Annotated in this window: 20 protein-coding genes; 11 read left to right on the top strand and 9 right to left on the bottom strand. The window is 61.3% G+C overall.

Going from position 1 to position 18306, the window contains the following annotated elements; translation table 11 throughout:
* Nucleotides 1-48: 48 nt before the first annotated feature.
* The 5 genes from ACYU70_RS09650 to ACYU70_RS09630 all read right to left on the bottom strand — a co-directional run bounded on the left by ACYU70_RS09650 (nt 49) and on the right by ACYU70_RS09630 (nt 2724).
* Entirely contained in the window at nt 49-732 is a 684-nt protein-coding gene (locus ACYU70_RS09650) for an MIP/aquaporin family protein (RefSeq protein ID WP_342301316.1), read from the bottom strand.
* A complete protein-coding gene (locus tag ACYU70_RS09645) occupies nt 732-1241 on the bottom strand; it encodes a GNAT family N-acetyltransferase (protein WP_342301318.1) in 510 nt (169 codons plus the stop codon). Before ACYU70_RS09645 ends, ACYU70_RS09650 begins: the two co-directional genes overlap by 1 nt.
* 148 nt (nt 1242-1389) lie before the next feature.
* Nucleotides 1390-1812: an arsenate reductase ArsC gene (locus tag ACYU70_RS09640; RefSeq protein ID WP_342301319.1), complete on the bottom strand. Its 423-nt coding sequence runs from the start codon at nt 1810-1812 to the stop codon at nt 1390-1392.
* A 43-nt stretch (nt 1813-1855) separates the two neighbouring features.
* Nucleotides 1856-2317, bottom strand: a complete 462-nt coding sequence (locus tag ACYU70_RS09635; RefSeq protein ID WP_342301321.1) for a DUF6428 family protein — start codon at nt 2315-2317, stop codon at nt 1856-1858.
* Nucleotides 2318-2373: 56 nt separating this feature from the next.
* Nucleotides 2374-2724: an ArsR/SmtB family transcription factor gene (locus tag ACYU70_RS09630; protein WP_342301323.1), complete on the bottom strand. Its 351-nt coding sequence runs from the start codon at nt 2722-2724 to the stop codon at nt 2374-2376.
* A gap of 361 nt (nt 2725-3085) precedes the next feature.
* Here ACYU70_RS09630 and ACYU70_RS09625 point away from each other — a divergent pair, with 361 nt between their 5' ends.
* Nucleotides 3086-3538 (top strand): energy transducer TonB, encoded by a 453-nt coding sequence (locus ACYU70_RS09625; protein WP_342301324.1) that lies wholly within the window; start codon nt 3086-3088, stop codon nt 3536-3538.
* 161 nt (nt 3539-3699) lie between these two features.
* On the opposite strand, the gene ACYU70_RS09620 is transcribed toward ACYU70_RS09625, so the two are convergent.
* Nucleotides 3700-5598, bottom strand: a complete 1899-nt coding sequence (locus ACYU70_RS09620; protein ID WP_342301325.1) for a BamA/TamA family outer membrane protein — start codon at nt 5596-5598, stop codon at nt 3700-3702.
* 296 nt (nt 5599-5894) lie between these two features.
* On the opposite strand from ACYU70_RS09620, the gene ACYU70_RS09615 reads away from it, so the two are divergent.
* The 5 genes from ACYU70_RS09615 (at nt 5895) to ACYU70_RS09595 (ending at nt 9829) form a co-directional block, all read left to right on the top strand.
* Complete coding sequence (locus tag ACYU70_RS09615; protein ID WP_460615975.1) at nt 5895-7163, top strand: putative DNA modification/repair radical SAM protein; 1269 nt, start codon at nt 5895-5897, stop codon at nt 7161-7163.
* Between the two features lie 7 nt (nt 7164-7170).
* Complete coding sequence (locus ACYU70_RS09610; RefSeq protein ID WP_342301207.1) at nt 7171-7449, top strand: hypothetical protein; 279 nt, start codon at nt 7171-7173, stop codon at nt 7447-7449.
* A 125-nt stretch (nt 7450-7574) separates the two neighbouring features.
* Complete coding sequence (locus tag ACYU70_RS09605; RefSeq protein ID WP_460615974.1) at nt 7575-8507, top strand: TIGR03915 family putative DNA repair protein; 933 nt, start codon at nt 7575-7577, stop codon at nt 8505-8507.
* A 123-nt stretch (nt 8508-8630) separates the two neighbouring features.
* Entirely contained in the window at nt 8631-9494 is an 864-nt protein-coding gene (gene rfbD, locus ACYU70_RS09600; RefSeq protein WP_342301211.1) for a dTDP-4-dehydrorhamnose reductase, read from the top strand.
* A 98-nt stretch (nt 9495-9592) separates the two neighbouring features.
* Nucleotides 9593-9829 carry a hypothetical protein gene (locus ACYU70_RS09595; protein ID WP_342301213.1) on the top strand — a complete coding sequence of 79 codons (237 nt, stop codon included), beginning with the start codon at nt 9593-9595 and terminating at the stop codon, nt 9827-9829.
* Between the two features lie 54 nt (nt 9830-9883).
* Here the strand turns inward: ACYU70_RS09595 and ACYU70_RS09590 are convergent, their stop codons facing one another.
* Nucleotides 9884-11086 carry an MFS transporter gene (locus tag ACYU70_RS09590; protein ID WP_342301214.1) on the bottom strand — a complete coding sequence of 401 codons (1203 nt, stop codon included), beginning with the start codon at nt 11084-11086 and terminating at the stop codon, nt 9884-9886.
* Nucleotides 11087-11216: 130 nt separating this feature from the next.
* Between ACYU70_RS09590 and ACYU70_RS09585 the strand changes: the two genes are divergently transcribed.
* From ACYU70_RS09585 to ACYU70_RS09575, 3 genes are read left to right on the top strand one after another with little or no spacing between them, the layout of a single operon-like run.
* Nucleotides 11217-11414, top strand: coding sequence for a hypothetical protein (locus ACYU70_RS09585; RefSeq protein ID WP_342301216.1), 198 nt, complete (start codon nt 11217-11219; stop codon nt 11412-11414).
* Nucleotides 11415-11471: 57 nt separating this feature from the next.
* Nucleotides 11472-11741 carry a GreA/GreB family elongation factor gene (locus tag ACYU70_RS09580; protein WP_342301218.1) on the top strand — a complete coding sequence of 90 codons (270 nt, stop codon included), beginning with the start codon at nt 11472-11474 and terminating at the stop codon, nt 11739-11741.
* Between the two features lie 40 nt (nt 11742-11781).
* A complete protein-coding gene (locus ACYU70_RS09575; RefSeq protein ID WP_342301219.1) occupies nt 11782-12708 on the top strand; it encodes a bestrophin family protein in 927 nt (308 codons plus the stop codon).
* Between the two features lie 193 nt (nt 12709-12901).
* Here the strand turns inward: ACYU70_RS09575 and ACYU70_RS09570 are convergent, their stop codons facing one another.
* Complete coding sequence (locus ACYU70_RS09570; protein ID WP_342301221.1) at nt 12902-13831, bottom strand: helix-turn-helix transcriptional regulator; 930 nt, start codon at nt 13829-13831, stop codon at nt 12902-12904.
* A 164-nt stretch (nt 13832-13995) separates the two neighbouring features.
* On the opposite strand from ACYU70_RS09570, the gene ACYU70_RS09565 reads away from it, so the two are divergent.
* Complete coding sequence (locus ACYU70_RS09565; protein ID WP_342301224.1) at nt 13996-15525, top strand: aldehyde dehydrogenase family protein; 1530 nt, start codon at nt 13996-13998, stop codon at nt 15523-15525.
* 176 nt (nt 15526-15701) lie between these two features.
* Nucleotides 15702-16097 carry a DUF779 domain-containing protein gene (locus ACYU70_RS09560; RefSeq protein ID WP_342301226.1) on the top strand — a complete coding sequence of 132 codons (396 nt, stop codon included), beginning with the start codon at nt 15702-15704 and terminating at the stop codon, nt 16095-16097.
* Between the two features lie 85 nt (nt 16098-16182).
* Here the strand turns inward: ACYU70_RS09560 and ACYU70_RS09555 are convergent, their stop codons facing one another.
* The gene (locus ACYU70_RS09555; RefSeq protein WP_342301228.1) at nt 16183-18225 is read right to left on the bottom strand and encodes a S9 family peptidase; all 2043 of its coding nucleotides are present in this window, start codon (nt 18223-18225) and stop codon (nt 16183-16185) included.
* Nucleotides 18226-18306 lie beyond the last annotated feature (81 nt).

Genomic DNA, 18306 nt, shown 5'->3' with positions numbered 1-18306 from the left:
TTCCGTTCAACGATGGGCGGGGGCAGGCCCCGCCCCTACAAATGCCGATTATTGAATGGGCGGAAGTGCTTCTGGCTCCGCGCCAACGGCCAGCAGCCTATCCACCGCCACGGCCAGCAGCGCCCCGGCCACCGGCCCCACCACATACACCCCCCAATCGGTCCAAACCCCGCTAAACAGCGCCGGAGCCAGCGAGCGGGCCGGGTTCATGCTCGCACCCGTGAGCGGCCCGGCCACCAGCGCCTCCAGCGCCACCGTCACGCTGATGGCCAGTCCCGCCAGCATCCCCACTTCCTTCGAGCCCGAGGTGACCCGCAGAATCACCAGCATAAGCCAGAACGTGAGGAAGGTTTCGATGCCCAGCGCCTGCCAGGCCCCATGTGCCGGCAGCGTGGCCCCGAGGTTGGAGCCCGGCCCGGCAATCAGCTTCACCAGAAAGCTGCCCAGCGCCGCGCCCGCCAACTGCGCCAGCACATACGGCAGCACCCGCCGCCCCGGAAACCGTCCCATCGCCCAGAAGGCCACCGTCACGGCGGGATTGACGTGCGCGCCGCTGGTTTCGCCCAGGCTCTGGATGATGATGAACACCACCAGCCCGAAGGCCGCCGCCACGCCGCCGTGCCCCAGTGCGTGGGTCTGCGCATCGACCACCGCCGCGCCGGTCCCAAAAATCAACAGAATGGTCGTGCCCAGCGCCTCGGCCAGCAGGCAGGTTCGAAGAGTATGCTGCATCAGGCTACGGCATTGTCGGCGGTGCCCACCACGGCGCTGCGGCGCTCCAGCAGCAGGGTATCGTGCCACACGCCGCGCAGCTGGCCGATGCGCTCACGCCGCCCCACCTGCCGGAATCCCACGGCTTCGTGCAGCCGCACGCTGGCCGCGTTTTCGGGGAAAATGCCGGCCTGCAAGGTCCACAGGCCATTTCGTTCCGATTCAGCAACCAGCGCCTGCATCAGGGCTAAGCCTACACCGCGCCCCCGGGCGGTGGCCCCCACATACACGCTCACCTCGGCCACACCCGCGTACACGCAGCGCCCCGAAACCGGCGAGAGGGCCACCCAACCCAGCACCTGGCCCGTTTCATCGGTGGCTACCAGGCGGCAAGAGGCAAGGTGGCCGGTATCCCAGGCCTCCCAGGTCGGCGGCTCGGTGGCGAAGGTGGCGGTGCCGGTGGCCATGCCCTCGGCGTAGATGGCGCGCACGGCCGGCCAATGGTCGGCCGTGAGGGGAAGAATGGTCATGGGAGGAAATGGTAAGGAGGGAAATATTAATCAAGAACGTCATGCAGAGCGCAGCGAAGCATCTTTACCGCGCAACGCAATCAGAGGATTAGTATTGAGGTAAAGATGCTTCGCTGCGCTCTGCATGACGTGCTGGTAGAGCTTACCCCTAAAACTCGGCCCGCACAAAATCCTGCGCATACGCCTTCACCTCATCGCGCACGCTGCGGAACTGCGCCATGATTTCCTCCTCGCTGCCGGTGGCCTTGGCGGGGTCGGGGAAATTGTGGTGCAGCTTTTTCGCCGTGGAGGGGAACACGGGGCACACCTCGTTGGCGTGGTCGCACACGGTGATGACGTAGTCGAAGGGCACGGCGGCGTACTCGTCCACATGGTTGCTGGTGTGGGTCGAAATGTCCACGCCGTCCTCGGCCATCACGCGCACGGCACGCGGGTTGAGGCCGTGCACTTCGACGCCGGCGCTGTACACGTTGGCGCGGTCGCCCAGGGCCTGCGCGAGGTAGCCGTGCAGCAGCTGGCTGCGGCAGGAGTTGCCGGTGCACAGCACCAGAATGTTCTTTTTGTCAGGCATAGAGCTTGGGGAAAGCAGTTGAAAAGCGTCGGTTATAAGTTGTCTAGCAGCACCCACCGCCCGGTGTGCAGCCTGCCACTTGCAGCTGGGGCAGGGCGAACTGCTGGTCGGCCGGAATACCACAGGCATCCTGCGCCAAACAAGCCGTATGCTTGGCCGTGAGCAGAAAATCGGTGCCATCAAACGCCAGTCCGAACTTGCCAATGGTGGCCTGCTGGTACTCCACTTCAATGTCCAAATCCTCGCGTCCCAGGATTTTCTCCGACAGCTTCAGGATGTGCAGGAATTTCTGCGGAGCCAGCCGGTGGTCGTAGTCGCCGGCCTCCCAGAGCTGGAAGTTGGCCACCGTTTCGCGCCGCTCCACGCCGCCGCAATCGATAAAATGCTTGCTCACCAGCCCCACTTCCGTCACGTGGAAATGGGCGGGCAGCTGCGTGCCATCGGGCAGGCGGAAGCTCACGGCTGATAGCCCGTTCAGGGCTTCTTTCATCTCGGAGATTTTCATGATGCTGGGTTGGTTAAAAGTGAGTTTCGGGAGAAGGAGAGGAGGCATCAGGCGACTCAGCAGCAGCTGGGGACAGCAGCAGTATCGGGGACGCTAGTGGGCATTTCCGCCAGCAAATTGCCGAGCAGCTGCCGGGCCACGGCCCAGCCGGCCGGGTCGAGGCAGTAGCACACGCGGGGGCCATCTACCTCGCCCTGCACCAGGCCGGCCGCTTTCAGCTCCTTGAGGTGCTGCGACACGGTGCTCTGCGACAGGGGCAGCTCCAGCACCAGCTCGCCGCATACGCAGGCGCGCCGCTGGGCCAGCAGCCGCACAATGGCCACCCGCGCCGGGTGCCCTAGCGCTTTGGCAATTGCGGCCAGCCGCTGCTCCGCTTCCGTGAATTCGGCCCGCTTGTGAGTTGCCATAGATGTTTCGTTTATCGTAGATTTACGATTGCAAACATAGTTGGTTTATTTGCTTCCTCCTCCGTTGTCTTGGTATTTATGCGAATAGTTATATTAAATAATTGCTAACAATAATTGGCTTATTATTTTAAAAATGCAAGTGAGCAATAGCTTTGTGGCGTAGTAATTGCCTCTAAGACTTTGTTGAGCCGTTTTGCTAAAAATAAATTTGACCGGCAGTGCCTTTTCTAAAGCGTTTTTTGTGCTTGTTGGCACAGTTATTTTATTTAGAAAAGCCAATTCTGGTAAAACTTTCGTAGCTTAGGCTGTTGCTAGACTTTTCGGCCTGGCGTTTATCATCTACTCCTAATCCCCTCGCAACGTGATAAATCCTCTACGCTTCTTATTGGGTGTTGGTCTGCTGGGCCTATTGGCCACCGGCCAAAGCCTGGCCCAAACCGGCCCCAACCCGGCCGCCCACACCAGCCCCGTGGCTCCGGCAGCCATCAAGCCCGATTCGGTGTTCATCAACCCGGAGGTGCGCCCACAGTTCACGGGCGGCGACAAAGCCTTTATGGCCTATCTCAGCAAGAACATTCGCTACCCGCAACAGGCGTTGCAGCGGCGGATATCGGGCCGGGTGTTTGTCAACTTTATTCTCAGTGCCCAGGGCCGCGTGCAGGATGCCCACGTGGTGAGCGGCCCCGGCAACGGCCTCAACGACGAAGCCCTGCGCCTGGTGTGGCTGATGCCCCCTTGGGAGCCCGCCCGTTCCAACGGCCAGCCCGTGCGCGTGGCCTGCACCGTGCCCATCTCCTTCAATTCGGAGCGGTAGAAGTAGGGTGTAAATAACTGGGTAAAAGAACGTCATGCTGAGCGTAGTCGAAGCATCTCTACTGCGATACTAATCCTTTTGATTGGGATTACTACTGCGGTAGAGATGCTTCGACTACGCTCAGCATGACGTTCTTTTATTCCCTCACTCCCTCACCCGCTTTATTGAAACGGTGCTGTGCCGGGGGCCCCGAGGCCGAAATCGTTGAATGTAACCGTTTCGCGGGTCGACTCGAACATCTTGATGCCGTTGGGCGTGGCCAGCCCGCGCGGGTAGTAGCCGATGAGCAGCTGGAACGTGCGCAGGGCCGTGAACTCGTTGCGGAAGCGCAGGCCCAGCCCGAAAGCCGTGTAGGGTGCGCCGCCAAAGGGCGTGCCGCCCCGGGGCTGGTCGCTCACCCAGGCCGCATCGGCAAAGGCCACGCCGGCCAGCCGGAAACCCAAAAGTGAAAGCGGGGTAAAGAGCGTGGTTTCGTAGTTCACCACAAAGCGGCTGGTGGCCAGAATGGGCTGCCCCGGCGAAAACCCGCGCAGTCCCCGGTCGTTGGTGATGCCCTGGAGGATGTCGCCGGGGTTGCGGTTAAGCCCGATGGTGGCCTTGCTGCTGAGGAAATGCCGGTACTGCCAGTTGCCCGCGTGGTAGAGCTTGGTGAAGGCCGTAAGCTCGGTGCCCAGCAGGCCCTGCTGCCACACGCGGGGCTGATTGACGGTCTGAAACGAACCAAAATCGACGGCCCCGTAGAGGTAGCCGCTGTTGGCACTGAAGCTGGCCGCCGCAATGCGCACGTCGAAATAGCGGCGCGGCAACACGCTGCTCACCTCGTAGCCCGTCGTGAAGCTGAGCAGCGTGCCCGTGGGCACGTCTTCGGTGCGGCCAAAACCGAACAGGTACCGGGCCTTATAGTAGCGGCGCACCGAATAGCCCACCGTGCCCAGCAGCAGCGCGCCGTTGTGGTAGGCCGGTGCCGGAATGTCGGTGGGCTGCGGCGTGGCCGTGTAGTGGGTGTTGATGACGCGGGCCGCCACGATGATGCGGCCCGGGTTTTCGTAGCCCAGGTCGTAGGAGCGCAGGCGCAGGGCCCGGCCCACCCAGGCATCCTGCACCAGGTAGTGCAGGGGGTAATACACGTACGGTTGCCCGTCGGGCGGGGCCTGCAAGGGAATGTCCTGGTCGACGGCATTCAGGTTGATGGCCCCGGCGTAGCGCGTGCTGGGCGAGTAGAAGTCGCGGGTGAGCGACACCCCGCCCGAGCGGTAGTTGTATTCGTTGCGGTAGCGGGCCTGCGCGTATAAAAAGTGCCGAAACGGGGCCGTGTAGCTCCCTTCGTAGGCCCAGCTCTGGGGCCATTCGCGGCCGTAGCGGTAGGAGTTGGCCAACTGGTGGCCCTGGCCCAGGAAGTTGTCGTCGCCGGCCGTGATGAGGCCCGACGTGGGCGTGCCCACCTCCACGCCCGCCGTGATGCTGAATACATCCTTAGTCAATACCTCAATATCGACGCTGTCGCGGGTGGTGGTGCGCTCGTTCACCAGCACGCGAGCATCCAGGATTTCGGGCGTCTGGCGCAGCAGGCGTTCCGATTCGGCCAGGGCCTGGGGCTCCAGCGGCTGGCCGGGCCGGAACAGCAGCACCTGCCGGATGCGCGAGCGGCTGGTTTTGATGTGCAACGCATTGCCGGCCTTCTCAATGGCCGTGCGCGGTACGCGGGTGGAGTCGGACAAGTTGTAGCCGAACGCATCGAGCGTGCGGATGTTGATGCGCCGCACGATTTTGAAGTTGTGGCGGTCGAACTGCCGGTCCAGCAGCACGGCATCCAGCCCGGCCTGTTCCTCTTGCCGCCGTGTAAAATTGAACATGGCGGAAACCGCCCGGCCGGCAATGGTTTTGCGGCGCGAGTAGGCCTGCAGCCGGGTCAGCAGCCGCTGCTCGTCGAAGCGCTGGCGCAGGGAGTCGGGGCGCTGGGGCAGTATCTCCAGCTTGGCCTTGAGCGAATCGGGCGGCACCGCCGAGCGCGGGTCAAACGTCTGCGCGCGCGCCGGCCGGACCAGCGAGCCCAGGAGCAAAAATACAAGCAGGAAAAAACCGCGAAAGCTCATTTGGGAACGCAACGCCGCAAATTACGAAAAGGAGCCGGGGCATGGGTTGGTTCTATAGTTATTGAGGCGCTGGCAGGCGTGAGCAGGTGCTGGGCCAGCGTTGCCAGCGTGCATCGTCCCGTCAATTTTGCTAAGCCGTTGCGAAATGCTGTCCAGGTATTTTTCCCAAAAAAAGAAACTATTCCCAAAAAAATTAGCTTAAACAATAGTGCCCGATTGGGCACTGGTTATTACTTTTAAGGCCGAAAGCAACGCCTCGCCGCATGAACGAACGCATTCAGGAGAAACTAAGCATATTAGCCGATGCCGCCAAGTACGATGCATCGTGCAGCAGCAGCGGCGGCAAGCGCAAAAACGAAGGCAAAGGCCTCGGCAACGCCGAAGGCATGGGCATTTGCCACAGCTACACCGAGGACGGCCGCTGCGTGAGCCTGCTGAAAATCCTGCTCACCAATCACTGCATTTTCGACTGCGCCTACTGTGTCTCACGCCGCTCGAACGACGTGAAGCGTGCCGCCTTCACCGTGGATGAAGTCGTCGACCTCACCATCAATTTCTACCGCCGCAACTACATCGAGGGCCTGTTCCTGAGCTCCGGTATCTTCTCCAGCCCCGACTACACGATGGAGCGCCTGGTCCGCATCGTGAAAAAGCTGCGCACCGAGCACCGGTTCAACGGCTACATCCACGTCAAAACCATCCCCGGCGCTTCGGAGGAGCTGATTGCCGAAGCCGGCCTCTACGCTGACCGCCTCAGCGTGAACATCGAGTTGCCCTCCGAGCTGGCCCTCACCACGCTGGCCCCCGAGAAAAATTACCAGGAAATCCTGACCCCGATGGCCCAGATTCGGGACGGCATCATCCAGAATAAGGAGGAAAAGGCCTTGTTCAAGAAAGTGCCCGGCTTCGCCACCGCCGGCCAGAGCACCCAGCTCATCGTAGGAGCCAGCGCTGAGACGGATTTGCAAATCATCAAGCTCACCGACAGCCTCTACCAGGGCTACGGCCTAAAGCGCGTGTACTACTCCGGCTACATTCCCGTGACCGACGACGCCCGCCTGCCGCAGGTGACGCAGCCGCCCGTTATCCGCGAGCACCGCCTGTACCAGACCGACTGGCTGATGCGCTTCTACGGCTTCCAGGCCGACGAAATCCTCGACCCCGCGCACCCGCACCTCGACCTCGAAATCGACCCCAAGCTGGCCTGGGCCCTGCGCAACCGCCACGTTTTTCCCATTGATGTGAACGTGGCCGACTATGAGATGATACTGCGCATTCCCGGCGTGGGGGCGCGCTCCGCCAAGCGCATCATCGCCGCCCGCCGCTTCGCCACGCTCAACATGGAAACCCTGCGCCAGCTGGGCGTGGTGCTCAAGCGGGCCAAATATTTCCTCACCTGCCAGGGCGAGCACCAGCCCGTCATCGGCGAGCTGACCGAGCAGCAGGTGCGCCGCCAGATTCTGTTTGGGGCCGGCTCGGTACGCTCGGCCCTCGTCACCCAGCAGCTCGATTTGTTCGCCCAAGCCTCCTGATTCTGCCATGCAAGCTGATTTCAATAACCTCACTTCCACCTCGCAACTGCACCCCGGCCAACTGGGCGGTGTGCAGCACGACATCCTCTTTTCTGTCATGAAAATCATCCACCGCCAGCCTGAAAATACCGTCCGGCCTGCCACCGCGTCCTCCGATAAAGTTGACCGTCTCTCGTGCTGCTGCCGCCTCAGCGAGCTGATGCCGCTGGTGCGCCAGTTGCACCACGATGCCCGCGCCCGCTACGAAGCCGGCCGCCAAAACGAGCAGCGCCAGCAAGCGGCGTAATGGCGCTTTAAGAACGTCATGCTGAACGCAGTCGAAGCATCTCTACCGCAGTAGTAATCCAATCGAGACAACGAAGCGGTAGAGATGCTTCGACTGCGCTCAGCATGACGTTCTGTTATTCCCTATTGAAACCCATCCGCCGTCCATCCACCGCTGTAGCCTCTGCCGCCCCACGCCGGGCGGGGGCCCCCACGCTCACGGCCCCGCCGCTGGACTATACCTACGACGGCACGTTTGAGGGCCTGCTCACGGTGCTGTTCACGGTGTACGACTGGCGGGCAGCCCCCAACAGCATTCAGCCCGAAGCCACGGCCCAAAGCGGCCTTTTCACCCAGCCCGCCCACCGCGCCACCGATGAAACCCTGGCCGCCCGTGTGTGGGAAGGCTTGCTGAAAACGATGGATAACGAGGCCCGCGCCCGCCTCTATCACGTTTTTCTCAGCGAGGATGCGGACCGGGAATTGTTGATTTTCCGCTACGTGGATTTGGCCCTGCGCTCGCCCGTCGATATTTCGGAGAACTACGCCAACGCCGACGTGCGCCGCGTGCAACGCCTGGCCCAGATGATGTTTCGCGAAAAGCACCGCATGGAAGCCTTCGTGCGCTTCGAGAAAACCAGCGACGAGCTATTCCACGCCACTATTGAGCCGGATATGGACGTGCTGCCGCTCATCGCCGCGCACTTCACCAAGCGCTACGCCGACCAGCGCTGGCTGATTTATGACCGCCGCCGCCACTACGGGCTGTATTATGACCTCACGCGCACCGACATTGTGCAGTTTGAGAACCCGGCGGGCCGGAAAGCCACCGATATTTCGGCCACCGTGCTCGATGAGCGGGAGCCCCTGTTCAAGCACCTCTGGCAGACGTATTTCGACCACGTCAACATCCCTGAGCGCAAAAACCTAAAGCTGCACCGCCGCCACATGCCGCTGCGCTATTGGAAATACCTGAGTGAAAAGCAGCCCCGCGAGGTGCGCTTCGAGCCGATTAAAAACAAGCAGACCATTGTGGGCAAAGAGATATCGGCGGGCCAGAAGCTGCTGCCGCGTGGGTAAATTCCTGTAGCACATGATTTAGCTTGTGTATTATAGCAGATGCATTGCCCAAAAAACACACGCTGAAGCATGTGCTACAAGGCGGGCCGGGCTAACTTGCGGCCTAAATCTGAGCTTATGCTAATGAGTACGACACTGGTTTTCGGGGCCCTCGGGCAATTGGGGCAATGCCTGGCGCACGTGGCGCGGGAGCGGAACACGCCGGGCCTGGTATTCCTGTCCGAGGCTGAAGGCAATATTCTCGACCAGGCCGCGCTGGCCGCGCTTTTTGCCGCGCACCGCCCCAATCACGTCATCAACTGCGCCGCCTATACGGCCGTGGATAAGGCCGAAGACGACGTGGATTTAGCCCGCAAAATCAACCGCGATGGTGTGGAAAACCTGGCCCGCCTCTGTGCGGAACACGGCACCGTGCTCATTCAGATTTCGACCGATTTTGTGTTTGCCGGCGCGGGCAATGAGCCGCTGCTCGAAATTGACGAAACCGCGCCGCTGGGCGTCTACGGCCTCACCAAACTCGAAGGCGAGCAGGTGATTCCGGGCCTCACCGAGAAGTACTTCACGCTGCGCACCAGCTGGCTGTACTCAGAATTCGCCGGCAACTTCGTGAAAACCATGCGCAAGCTGGGCCGCGAGCGCGACGAGCTTCGCGTCATCTGGGACCAGGTGGGTACGCCCACCTACGCCATCGACCTGGCCGGCGTCATTCTCGGAATTATTGAGAGCGGCAGCACGGCTTACGGCCTCTACCATTACAGCAACGAGGGCCTGACGTCGTGGTACGACTTTGCCACGGCCATTTTCGAGCTCAGCGAAATTTCGGTGAAAACCACGCCCATTCGCACCAGCGAATACCCCACGAAGGCCACGCGCCCGCCGTTTTCGGTGATGGACAAGACTAAAATCAAAACCCAGTTGGGCGTGGCCATTCCGCACTGGCGCGAGAGCCTCAAAGTCTGTTTGGAGCGCTTAGCCGCCGCCGAGTAGCTGAGTTACGCTTGTTTCGAAGTGTAGTTGAAAGCCCCCGTTGGTTCGCCAGCGGGGGCTTATTTTGCGCCATCCACCAACCACTTTTGCCTCCTTTCATGAAAACCGACCTATATACCAAAGCCGTCCTGACCGTCATTGCTGCCTGCTTGCTGATACTAGTAGGTAAAGAAATCAAGTTCATCCCGGAGGCCACCGCCGCAACGCCTGCCCTGCCCATGGCCGGCCGCAACTACGGCCTGGTGCCCGTGAATGCCGATGGCAGCGTGACCGTGCGTTTCCAGACCACTGAGGCCATGCCGGTCAACATCGTGGGCATTCACCGGCCATTCTAATCGGGCGAGGTGGGTCGGTATTCCTGGGACGCGATTTCGACTTCGAAGTAAGTTCTAACCGCGCCCGTAGAACCGGCTCACCAAGTACGCCGAACCAGCAAATGCTGCCCCCAGCACGCACACGCCGGGCCAGCCGCCGTGCACCCACGCCAGCCCGCCAGCCACCGAGCCCAGCGAACCGCCCGTGAAATAACCGGTCATGTACACGGTGTTGAGGCGGCTGCGGGCTTCGGGTACCAGTGAGAAAATTTTGGTCTGGTTGGAGATGTGGGCCGATTGCACGCCCACATCCAGCAGAATCACGCCCAGCACCAGCCCGGCCAAGTGGTAGCCGGTGAGGCCCATGAATACATAAGCCGCCAGCGCCAGCAGGATGCCCACGCCGATGGCGAAGTCCGGCCCGCGCGTATCGGCAGCCTTGCCGGCCAGTGGCGCGGCCAACGCTCCCACGGCTCCAATTACCCCAAAGAATCCGGCCACGTCGCTGCCGTAATGGTAGGCCGGGCCTTCCAGGAAAAAAGCCAATGTGGTCCAGAACACGCTGAAGGCCGCAAACAGCAGCCCGCCCACCAGCGCCGAGCGGCGCAGGGCCGGCAGGTCGGCTACCAGCGTACCCAATGATTTCATGAGTGCGCCGTAGGAGCCCGTGAAGTTGGGCCGGTCCTGCGGCAGGCGCCAGGCCAGCAGGCCCAGCAGCGCCAGCATCAGGCCAGCCGCGATTTCGAACATGGCCCGCCAGCCCAGGTGCGCACCCACGTAGCCGCTCACCGTGCGCGAGGCCAGAATGCCAATTAGCAAGCCGCTCATGATGCGGCCTACGATGCGGCCCCGGTCGGCCTCCGGTGCCAAGTGCGCGGCCATGGGCAGCAGCAACTGCGGCACTGCCGAGCAGATGCCCAGCAGAATACTCGCCCCCGCCAGCAGCGCGAAACTGGGCGCAAATGCCGCCAGCCCTAGGCAGGCCGCCGCGCCCAGCAGCATGAGCAGCATCAGGCGCTTGCGCTCCAGCATATCGCCCAGCGGCACCACGAACAGCATGCCCAGCGTATAGCCTACCTGCGTGGCTGTGGCCACCAGACTGGCGCTGCTGTCCGAGAGGTGAAAGGTGCGGCCAATGGCGGCCAGCAGCGGCTGGTTGTAGTAAATATTGGCCACCACCAACCCGCAGGTGAGGGCCATGAGCCAGACGAGGGCGCCGTCGAGCCGGCGGGTGGGTAGGGGAGAGGCAACCGCTGAATCAGCAGTCTCAACAAGCATTTCTGACATTAAATAGCGCGAACGAATCGGGATAGGGTAGCAGCGAAATAGCGTAGGGTAACCGCTTTCTGGCCCCGATGGTTGCGTCGGACACCCGCAACCCGCCCGCCGCACCTGCGTTTGCCCTCACATGAGCCGAGGATTTACCAAGGAAGACGACGCGCAGACGCCGCCCATTATTCCGCCTCGGGCAGCCCTGCCGCCGGGCACGCCCAACTACGTCACGCCCGCCGGCTTGGAGCAACTCCGCGCCGAGCTCGCCACCCTCGAAGCCGAACGCGCCCAGGCCGAAGCCAACCATGATAACGACACTGACCGCACCCACTAGCTTTCATCCTACAACGGCCGCATCGCGCTGCTGCTGGAGCGCCTCGGCAGCGCCAAAGTGGTAGACCCCGCCGGCCAGCCGGCCAAAGAAGTGCGTTTCGGGGCCACCGTCACACTGTGCACCGTGAGCGGTGGCAGGGTGGGTTTCGAGCGAAAGTTCACCATCGTGGGTGTTGATGAGGCCGATGTGGCATTGGGCAAAGTGGCGTTTGTGGCGCCCATTGCCCGGGCCGTGCAGGGCGCGAAACTGAAGCAGCAGGTGACGCTGAAGCTCGGCCCACAGGAGGAAGTGGTGGAAACAGCCGCCATCCAATATTCCGAAGCGTAATTTCGGCCGTGTCGGCTCATCACCAAGCCGCGCTTTATGCATGATTGTCTACAAATCGACCGACTGGTGGGAGGCCCTACGCCACCTACGCTCCTCGGGCATCATCCGGCTGCTGCTGAAACGGGTGCTGTTCGTGGGCCTCTACGCCACCGCTGTGACGGCCTTGGTCATCCGCTTCGAGCGCATGAACGTGGCCGTCGATAAGGAGTTTTTCTCGTTTCTGGGCATCCTGCTCAGCCTGTTGCTGGCCTTTCGCACCAACACTGCCTACGACCGATTTTACGAAGGCCGCCGCCTCTGGGGGCAGCTCACCAACAACTGCCGCAACCTGGCCGGCCTGCTCCACGCCCGCCTGCCGGCCGATGATTACGCCACCCGCACCTACCTCGCCCGGCTGCTCTCCAACTTCCCCATCGCCCTGGATGGCCACCTGCGCAACGGCGTGCGGTTCGAGAAGCTGGAACCCGTCGAACCCGGTTTTATCGACCATTTGCAGACTGTCCGCCATGTGCCTTCCCGCCTGGCGGCCATGCTCCAGGAGTTCTACGAGCAGCTGCTGCGCGAGGGAATCATTCTGCCCACGCACCTCATCACCATCCAGCGCCACCACGAGGCGTTGCTCGACGTGGCCGGCGGCTGCGAGCGCATCAAAAATACGCCCATTCCCTTCTCCTACAGCTATTTCATCAAGGGTTTTATCTCGGTGTTCATCCTCACCATGCCCTTCAACCTGCTCGATACCTACGAGTGGCTCACGGTGCCCATCACCATGTTCGGAGCCTACGCGCTGCTGGGCGTAGAGATGATTGGCGACGAAATCGAAGACCCTTTCGGCAAAGACAGCAACGACTTGCCGCTGACGCAAATGTCGAACCGCATCCGCGCCAACGTGCACGAAATCCTGGGTGTAGACCTGCACGAGGACATTCGCGGCCTGGCCGATGCGCCGTATAGCGTGGTGTTTTAGCGCCGCCTTGTCATTGCGAGCGAAGCGCGGCAATCCGTCCTCTCATGAGCGACCAGCCCTGAAGTGTGATAAAGCTTTTTTTGACAACGAAAAGCCCCGAAAATGCAGAGTGTCGGGGCTTTCTGGTAAAACAAAGTGTCTGGTTTTGACAGGACGGATTGCCGCGCTTCGCTCGCAATGACAAGGCAGATTTCTACGCCACCATCTGCTTCTTATACGCCCCCGGTGTCACGCCCTCGTACTTCTTAAACAGCGCCTGGAAGTACGACAGGTTATTAAAACCCGCCCGCAAACAAACCTCCGCCACGCTGGCCAGCGGGTGGCGTAACAGCCGCTTGGCCTCGCCCAGCCGTTCCCGAATGATATACTCGACCGGCGTAATCCCGAACTCGCGCTTGAACACGCGGAAGAACGTGGCCTTGCTCATGCAGGCCAGCGCGCTGAGCTTATCAATGGTCAGGTTCTCGGCCAGATGGTCTTTGATGTAACCCACAACGGCCGCAAAGCGGTGTGTGGTGAGGTGCCGGGCGTAGTCGTGAAAAATGAGCTGGCGGGCCTGCGTCTGCATCAGGCGCACCAATAATTCCTGGAGCGTGAAGCCGGCCAGCACATCCTTGTTAATATCCGAAGTGCGCGACACGGCTACCAGGCGGCCCAGCGTGTCGGTCAGCTCGGGCGTGTTGGTGAGGTGGGCGTACTCGGGGCCTTCGATGGCCCAGGGCTGGTGCGGTTCGGCCTTGGGGTAACGCTCATTCAATAAATCCACGGTGTGGCGGATGGTATCAGGCGCGATGGCCACGGCCAGGCACTGCGTGGGCTGGCACAGGCAGGCCTCGGGGAAGTCGATTTCCATCAACTCATCCTTATCCACTACCACCGACTCGCCGGGTAGGTAGTCGAAGGCCTCGCGGCCTGGTAGGTGCATCACCTTTTTGCCGCGCAGCATGGTGGTCAGGGCCAAGCCTTCGAGGCGCAGGGGCACGCGGTGGGCGGTACGGTGCGTTTCGAATACGTTCAGCTCGAAGCCTGCCAGGTTATACACCGTCCGGTTTTCGACCAGAGAATGCAGGCGCTCCAGCGCGAGCGGCGCAACGGCGGTAGGCAGGTGGACGCGGGTGGGCATGGGCGGGAAGTCTGTGGTGAGGAAGTACACACTCCTAACACGGAGGTGTGCCAGCAAGTTGCGACAATTTCGGCACTCTTTGCGATAATACCACAATCCGGCGGCAGGTAAAAAAGAGACCTTTACATCCTCTCTCATTCAACTCATTCCCATCCAACAAAGTCATGGCTGAAACCCTCGAACAAACCACCACCCTGGTGGCCCGGCCCCAGTTCAAAACCCATTACGACAACTTTATCGGCGGTAAATGGGTGCCCCCGGTGAAGGGCCAGTATTTTGAAAACCCCTCGCCGATTGATGGCAAGGCCTTCACCAAAGTGGCCCGCAGCACCAAGGAAGACATTGAGCTAGCCCTCGATGCCGCCCACGAAGCCTTCAAAACCTGGGGCAAAACCTCCGCCACCGAGCGCAGCAACATCCTCAACAAAATTGCTAACCGTATCGAAGAAAACCTGCCCCATCTCGCCGCCGTGGAATGCGTCGAGAACGGCAAGCCCATCCGCGAAACCACCTTTGCCGACATGCCGCTGGTGGTAGACCACTTTCGCTATTTTGCCAGCGTAATTCGGGCCGAAGAAGGCAGTGCTACCGAGCTGAATGCCACCACCGTGTCGCTCAATATCCAGGAGCCGCTGGGCGTCATCGGCCAGATTATTCCCTGGAACTTCCCGTTGCTGATGGCCACCTGGAAGCTGGCTCCCGCCATTGCCGCCGGTTGCACCGTGGTGATGAAGCCCGCCGAGCAAACCCCCGCCAGCATCATGGTGCTCATGGAGCTGATTCAGGACCTGGTGCCCGCTGGCGTGATTAACGTCGTGAACGGTTTCGGCCTCGAGGCCGGCAAGCCGCTGGCCTCGTCGCCGCGCATCCAGAAGGCCTCCTTCACGGGCGAGACGACCACCGGCCGCCTCATCATGCAGTACGCTTCGGAAAACCTGATTCCGGTGACGATGGAACTGGGCGGCAAGTCGCCCAACGTCTTCTTCAAGAGTGTGATGGATGCCGACGACGACTTCCTCGACAAGGCCATCGAAGGCGCGGTGATGTTTGCCCTGAACCAGGGCGAAATCTGCACCTGCCCCTCGCGGATGCTCATTCACGAAGACATCTACGACGACTTCATTGCCCGCGTTATTGAGCGCGTGAAAGCCATCAAACTCGGCAACCCGCTTGATATGAACACAATGATGGGCGCGCAGGCCTCGAACGACCAGTTCGAGAAAATCCTGAGCTACCTCGAAATCGGCAAGGCCGAAGGAGCCGAAGTGCTGGTGGGCGGCGAAGCCCACTCGCAGGAGCACCCTGAGCTGGCCGAGGGCTACTACATCCAGCCCACCATGTTCCGGGGCCACAACAAGATGCGCATTTTCCAGGAGGAAATCTTCGGGCCGGTGGTATCCGTCACCACCTTCAAAACCGTGGAAGAAGCCATTGAAATTGCCAACGACACGCTCTACGGCCTCGGGGCCGGCGTGTGGACCCGCGACGCGCACGAGCTGTACGAAGTGCCCCGCGCCATCCAGGCCGGCCGCGTGTGGGTGAACTGCTACCACGACTACCCCGCCGGCGCGCCCTTTGGCGGCTACAAAGCCTCCGGTTTCGGCCGCGAGAACCACAAGATGATGCTGAGCCATTACCGCCAGAACAAGAACATGCTCATCAGCTACAGCCAGCAGAAACTCGGTTTCTTCTAGGCCCGGCCGTAGCTAAGTTTCTCAGCTGAAAAGTAACGTCATGCTGAGCGTAGTCGAAGCATCTCTACCGCATAACTAATCTCAAACGAAAGAGTTAGTGATGAGGTAGAGATGCTTCGACTACGCTCAGCATGACGTTCTATTGTTTTTAATTTCCACCTGCCTCATTCCCACCCATGCCCACCCCCCGCGTCCTCGTTACCACTGCCGCCGAAGCCACCATCGACCTGCTCCGCGACGAGCACGGCCCGCTCATGTTTCACCAAAGCGGCGGGTGCTGCGACGGCTCCTCGCCCATGTGCTTCGCCAAGGGCGAGTTTCGGGTGGGTGGGAATGATACGTGGTTGGGTCGCATCCACGGCTGCGATTTCTTCATGAGTGCCAGCCAGTTCGAGTACTGGAAACACACCCAGCTCACGGTGGATGTGGTGAAGGGCCGGGGCGCGAGCTTCTCGCTGGAAATTCCGCTCGGCGTGCGGTTTTTGATTCGGTCCCGTCTGTTTACCGAGGACGAGGAAAAGGATATGGAACCGGTGTACGCCGGCGACGAATACCCGGAAATGGCAGTGTAGGGTACGACCCCACACCCTGCTCGTTTCTGACATTAAAAAAGCCCCTGCTAATATTGGCAGGGGCTTTTTTAATGTCATACAAAACTTACTTCACATTCGTTTTCGTCACCAACTGCACCGTTTTCGGGTCCACGGTGATTTCCTGCAGGCGCTTGGCTACGGCGGGGCTCATGCTTTCCTGGTAGCGACCGTGGAGATGGCCGGCCAAGAACTTCTCGGAGGCCGCGAACATGGCCATGTTGTTCACGGGGCGGGCGAAGCCGTGGCCTTCATCGGGGGCCAGCAGGTATTGCACGGGGTAGTTGCGGTCGCGCAGGGCCACCACAATCTGGTCGGCTTCGGCCTTGTTCACGCGCGGGTCATTAGCCCCTTGCACCACCATGAGCGGGGTTTTGATTTTGTTAGCCGAGCCCAGCGGCGACATGCGGTCGAGGGCGGCGCGGCCTTCGGCGGTGCCGGGGTCGGCCATGCGGGCGTACATCTGCTTGCGGCCGGCCTCCCAGTAGGGCGGGATGGCGTTGAGCAGCGTGGTCAGGTTGGAAGGCGCCACGATGGCCACGGCGGCGCTGTACAAATCGGGCGTGAAGGCCACGCCGGCCAGCGTGGCGTAGCCGCCATATGAGCCACCCATGATGCCCACGCGCTTGGGGTCGGCGATGCCTTGGGCCACGAGGTACTTCACGCCCCAGGTCAGGTCGTCCTGCATTTTGCGGCCCCATTCGCCGTTGCCGGCGTTCAGAAACTGCTTGCCGTAGCCGGTGCTAGCCCGGAAGTTGGGCGAAAGCACGGCGTAGCCCCGGTTGGCCAGAAACTGGGCCATGGTGTTGAAGCCATAGGTATCGCGCCCCCACGGCCCGCCATGGGGCAGGATGATGACGGGCAGATTCTTAGCCGCCACGCCCTTGGGTAGCGTCAGGTAAGCCGGAATTTCCAGGCCATCCGACGACTTGTAGCGCACCACTTTCATGTCGGCCAGGTCGGCTGCTTTCAGCTTGGGGCGGGTTTCGTACTCCTTGGTGAGCTGCTTGGTCTGGCGGTCAAATAAGTACGCCACATTGGGCTGGGTGGCCGAGCTGGCCGAGAGCAGCCACAGCCGCTCATCGGTGGTGTGTGACACGGGGTACACATCCAGGCCCGGCAGCTTCTTGCTAACTGTAGTAAAGTCCTGCTCAAAGGCCTTGTCCTTCCACACGCGGCGCATCCGGTCGTCCTCAAAACTCACGAACACCGGCTCGTGGGTTTTCTCCGACAGCGCGAGGCCGCCCACGTCCACGCGCTTCAGCGGGTCGGCCTGGTAGGGCTGTTCCTGGCCGGTGGCGGGGTCCAGAAGCACGATTTCGGCCAAGTTGCGCGAGCCTTTGTTGGTGGCGAGGTATACGTGCTGATTGTCTTTGGCGAAGCCTTCCACGGCGCTTTGCTCGTCAATCGTGGTTTTGTAGAAGGGCGTCATTTGCTCGCCCTCCACGCGCAGCCACTCGGTGCTGCCGTCGGGGTTCGAACGGGCCGCGAGGCGCAGCTGGTCGTTCCAGTCGAACACCCAGTCGCCGATGCGGTCGTTATTCTGGCGCACCAGGGTTTTTTCGCCGGTAGTCAGGTTCAGCTTGTACAGGTCGTGCCAGGCCTTGTCGCGGTCATTCAGGCCGATGTAGAGCGTGTTGGGGTCGGTGAGGGGCACGTTGATAACCTGCACCCGTACGCCCTTCAGGCCGGTGAGGTCGCGGGCGGTGGGCACGGGCTGGCCGGTGGGCAGGGCTTCGGCCGGGTTCACGGCGTAGATGTTGAAGTTCTCGTCGCCGGCCTTGTCCTGGCTGTAGAGCAGATACTTGCCGTCGCGGCTCCAGAAGTAGCTGCGCACCGGGCGGGCCTGGTCGTTGGTCATCGGCCGGGCCTTATCGAAGGGCTCGTTCAGGCCCTTCACCCATATGTTGCGGGTGCCGTTGTAAGGCTTGATGAAGGATAGGAACTTGCCGTCAGGCGAGAGCTGCGCGCCCGAAATTTCGGGGTCACCGAAGAGCAGCTCGCGGTCGATAAGCGGCGGCTGCGCGCCCGGTTTGGCCGCTTGCGCAAAGCCGGTTTGGGGAGTGGCCAGACTCAGCACGAGCCCCAGACCCAGGAAAAAGTGTTTCATAATAAAACGCAGAAAAAGGTGTATGATGCGCCCAAAGTACACAAAAAAGCCCCGACCACGAAAGCAGTCGGGGCAAGTGGG

The organism is Hymenobacter segetis, from assembly GCF_054776495.1.
Note: the sequence above shows the minus strand (reverse complement) of the source record. Positions and strands in the feature narration are given on the sequence as shown.

Excerpts from the sequence above, each read along its gene's own strand:
- ACYU70_RS09630 (WP_342301323.1), bottom strand. The coding sequence starts at position 2,724 with ATGGCAACTCACAAGCGGGCCGAATTCACGGAAGCGGAGCAGCGGCTG.
- rfbD (WP_342301211.1), top strand. The coding sequence starts at position 8,631 with ATGAGTACGACACTGGTTTTCGGGGCCCTCGGGCAATTGGGGCAATGC.
- ACYU70_RS09640 (WP_342301319.1), bottom strand. The coding sequence starts at position 1,812 with ATGCCTGACAAAAAGAACATTCTGGTGCTGTGCACCGGCAACTCCTGC.
- ACYU70_RS09555 (WP_342301228.1), bottom strand. The coding sequence starts at position 18,225 with ATGAAACACTTTTTCCTGGGTCTGGGGCTCGTGCTGAGTCTGGCCACT.
- ACYU70_RS09590 (WP_342301214.1), bottom strand. The coding sequence starts at position 11,086 with ATGCTTGTTGAGACTGCTGATTCAGCGGTTGCCTCTCCCCTACCCACC.
- ACYU70_RS09635 (WP_342301321.1), bottom strand. The coding sequence starts at position 2,317 with ATGAAAATCTCCGAGATGAAAGAAGCCCTGAACGGGCTATCAGCCGTG.
- ACYU70_RS09595 (WP_342301213.1), top strand. The coding sequence starts at position 9,593 with ATGAAAACCGACCTATATACCAAAGCCGTCCTGACCGTCATTGCTGCC.
- ACYU70_RS09650 (WP_342301316.1), bottom strand. The coding sequence starts at position 732 with ATGCAGCATACTCTTCGAACCTGCCTGCTGGCCGAGGCGCTGGGCACG.
- ACYU70_RS09645 (WP_342301318.1), bottom strand. The coding sequence starts at position 1,241 with ATGACCATTCTTCCCCTCACGGCCGACCATTGGCCGGCCGTGCGCGCC.
- ACYU70_RS09610 (WP_342301207.1), top strand. The coding sequence starts at position 7,171 with ATGCAAGCTGATTTCAATAACCTCACTTCCACCTCGCAACTGCACCCC.
- ACYU70_RS09575 (WP_342301219.1), top strand. The coding sequence starts at position 11,782 with ATGATTGTCTACAAATCGACCGACTGGTGGGAGGCCCTACGCCACCTA.
- ACYU70_RS09560 (WP_342301226.1), top strand. The coding sequence starts at position 15,702 with ATGCCCACCCCCCGCGTCCTCGTTACCACTGCCGCCGAAGCCACCATC.
- ACYU70_RS09565 (WP_342301224.1), top strand. The coding sequence starts at position 13,996 with ATGGCTGAAACCCTCGAACAAACCACCACCCTGGTGGCCCGGCCCCAG.
- ACYU70_RS09570 (WP_342301221.1), bottom strand. The coding sequence starts at position 13,831 with ATGCCCACCCGCGTCCACCTGCCTACCGCCGTTGCGCCGCTCGCGCTG.
- ACYU70_RS09585 (WP_342301216.1), top strand. The coding sequence starts at position 11,217 with ATGAGCCGAGGATTTACCAAGGAAGACGACGCGCAGACGCCGCCCATT.
- ACYU70_RS09615 (WP_460615975.1), top strand. The coding sequence starts at position 5,895 with ATGAACGAACGCATTCAGGAGAAACTAAGCATATTAGCCGATGCCGCC.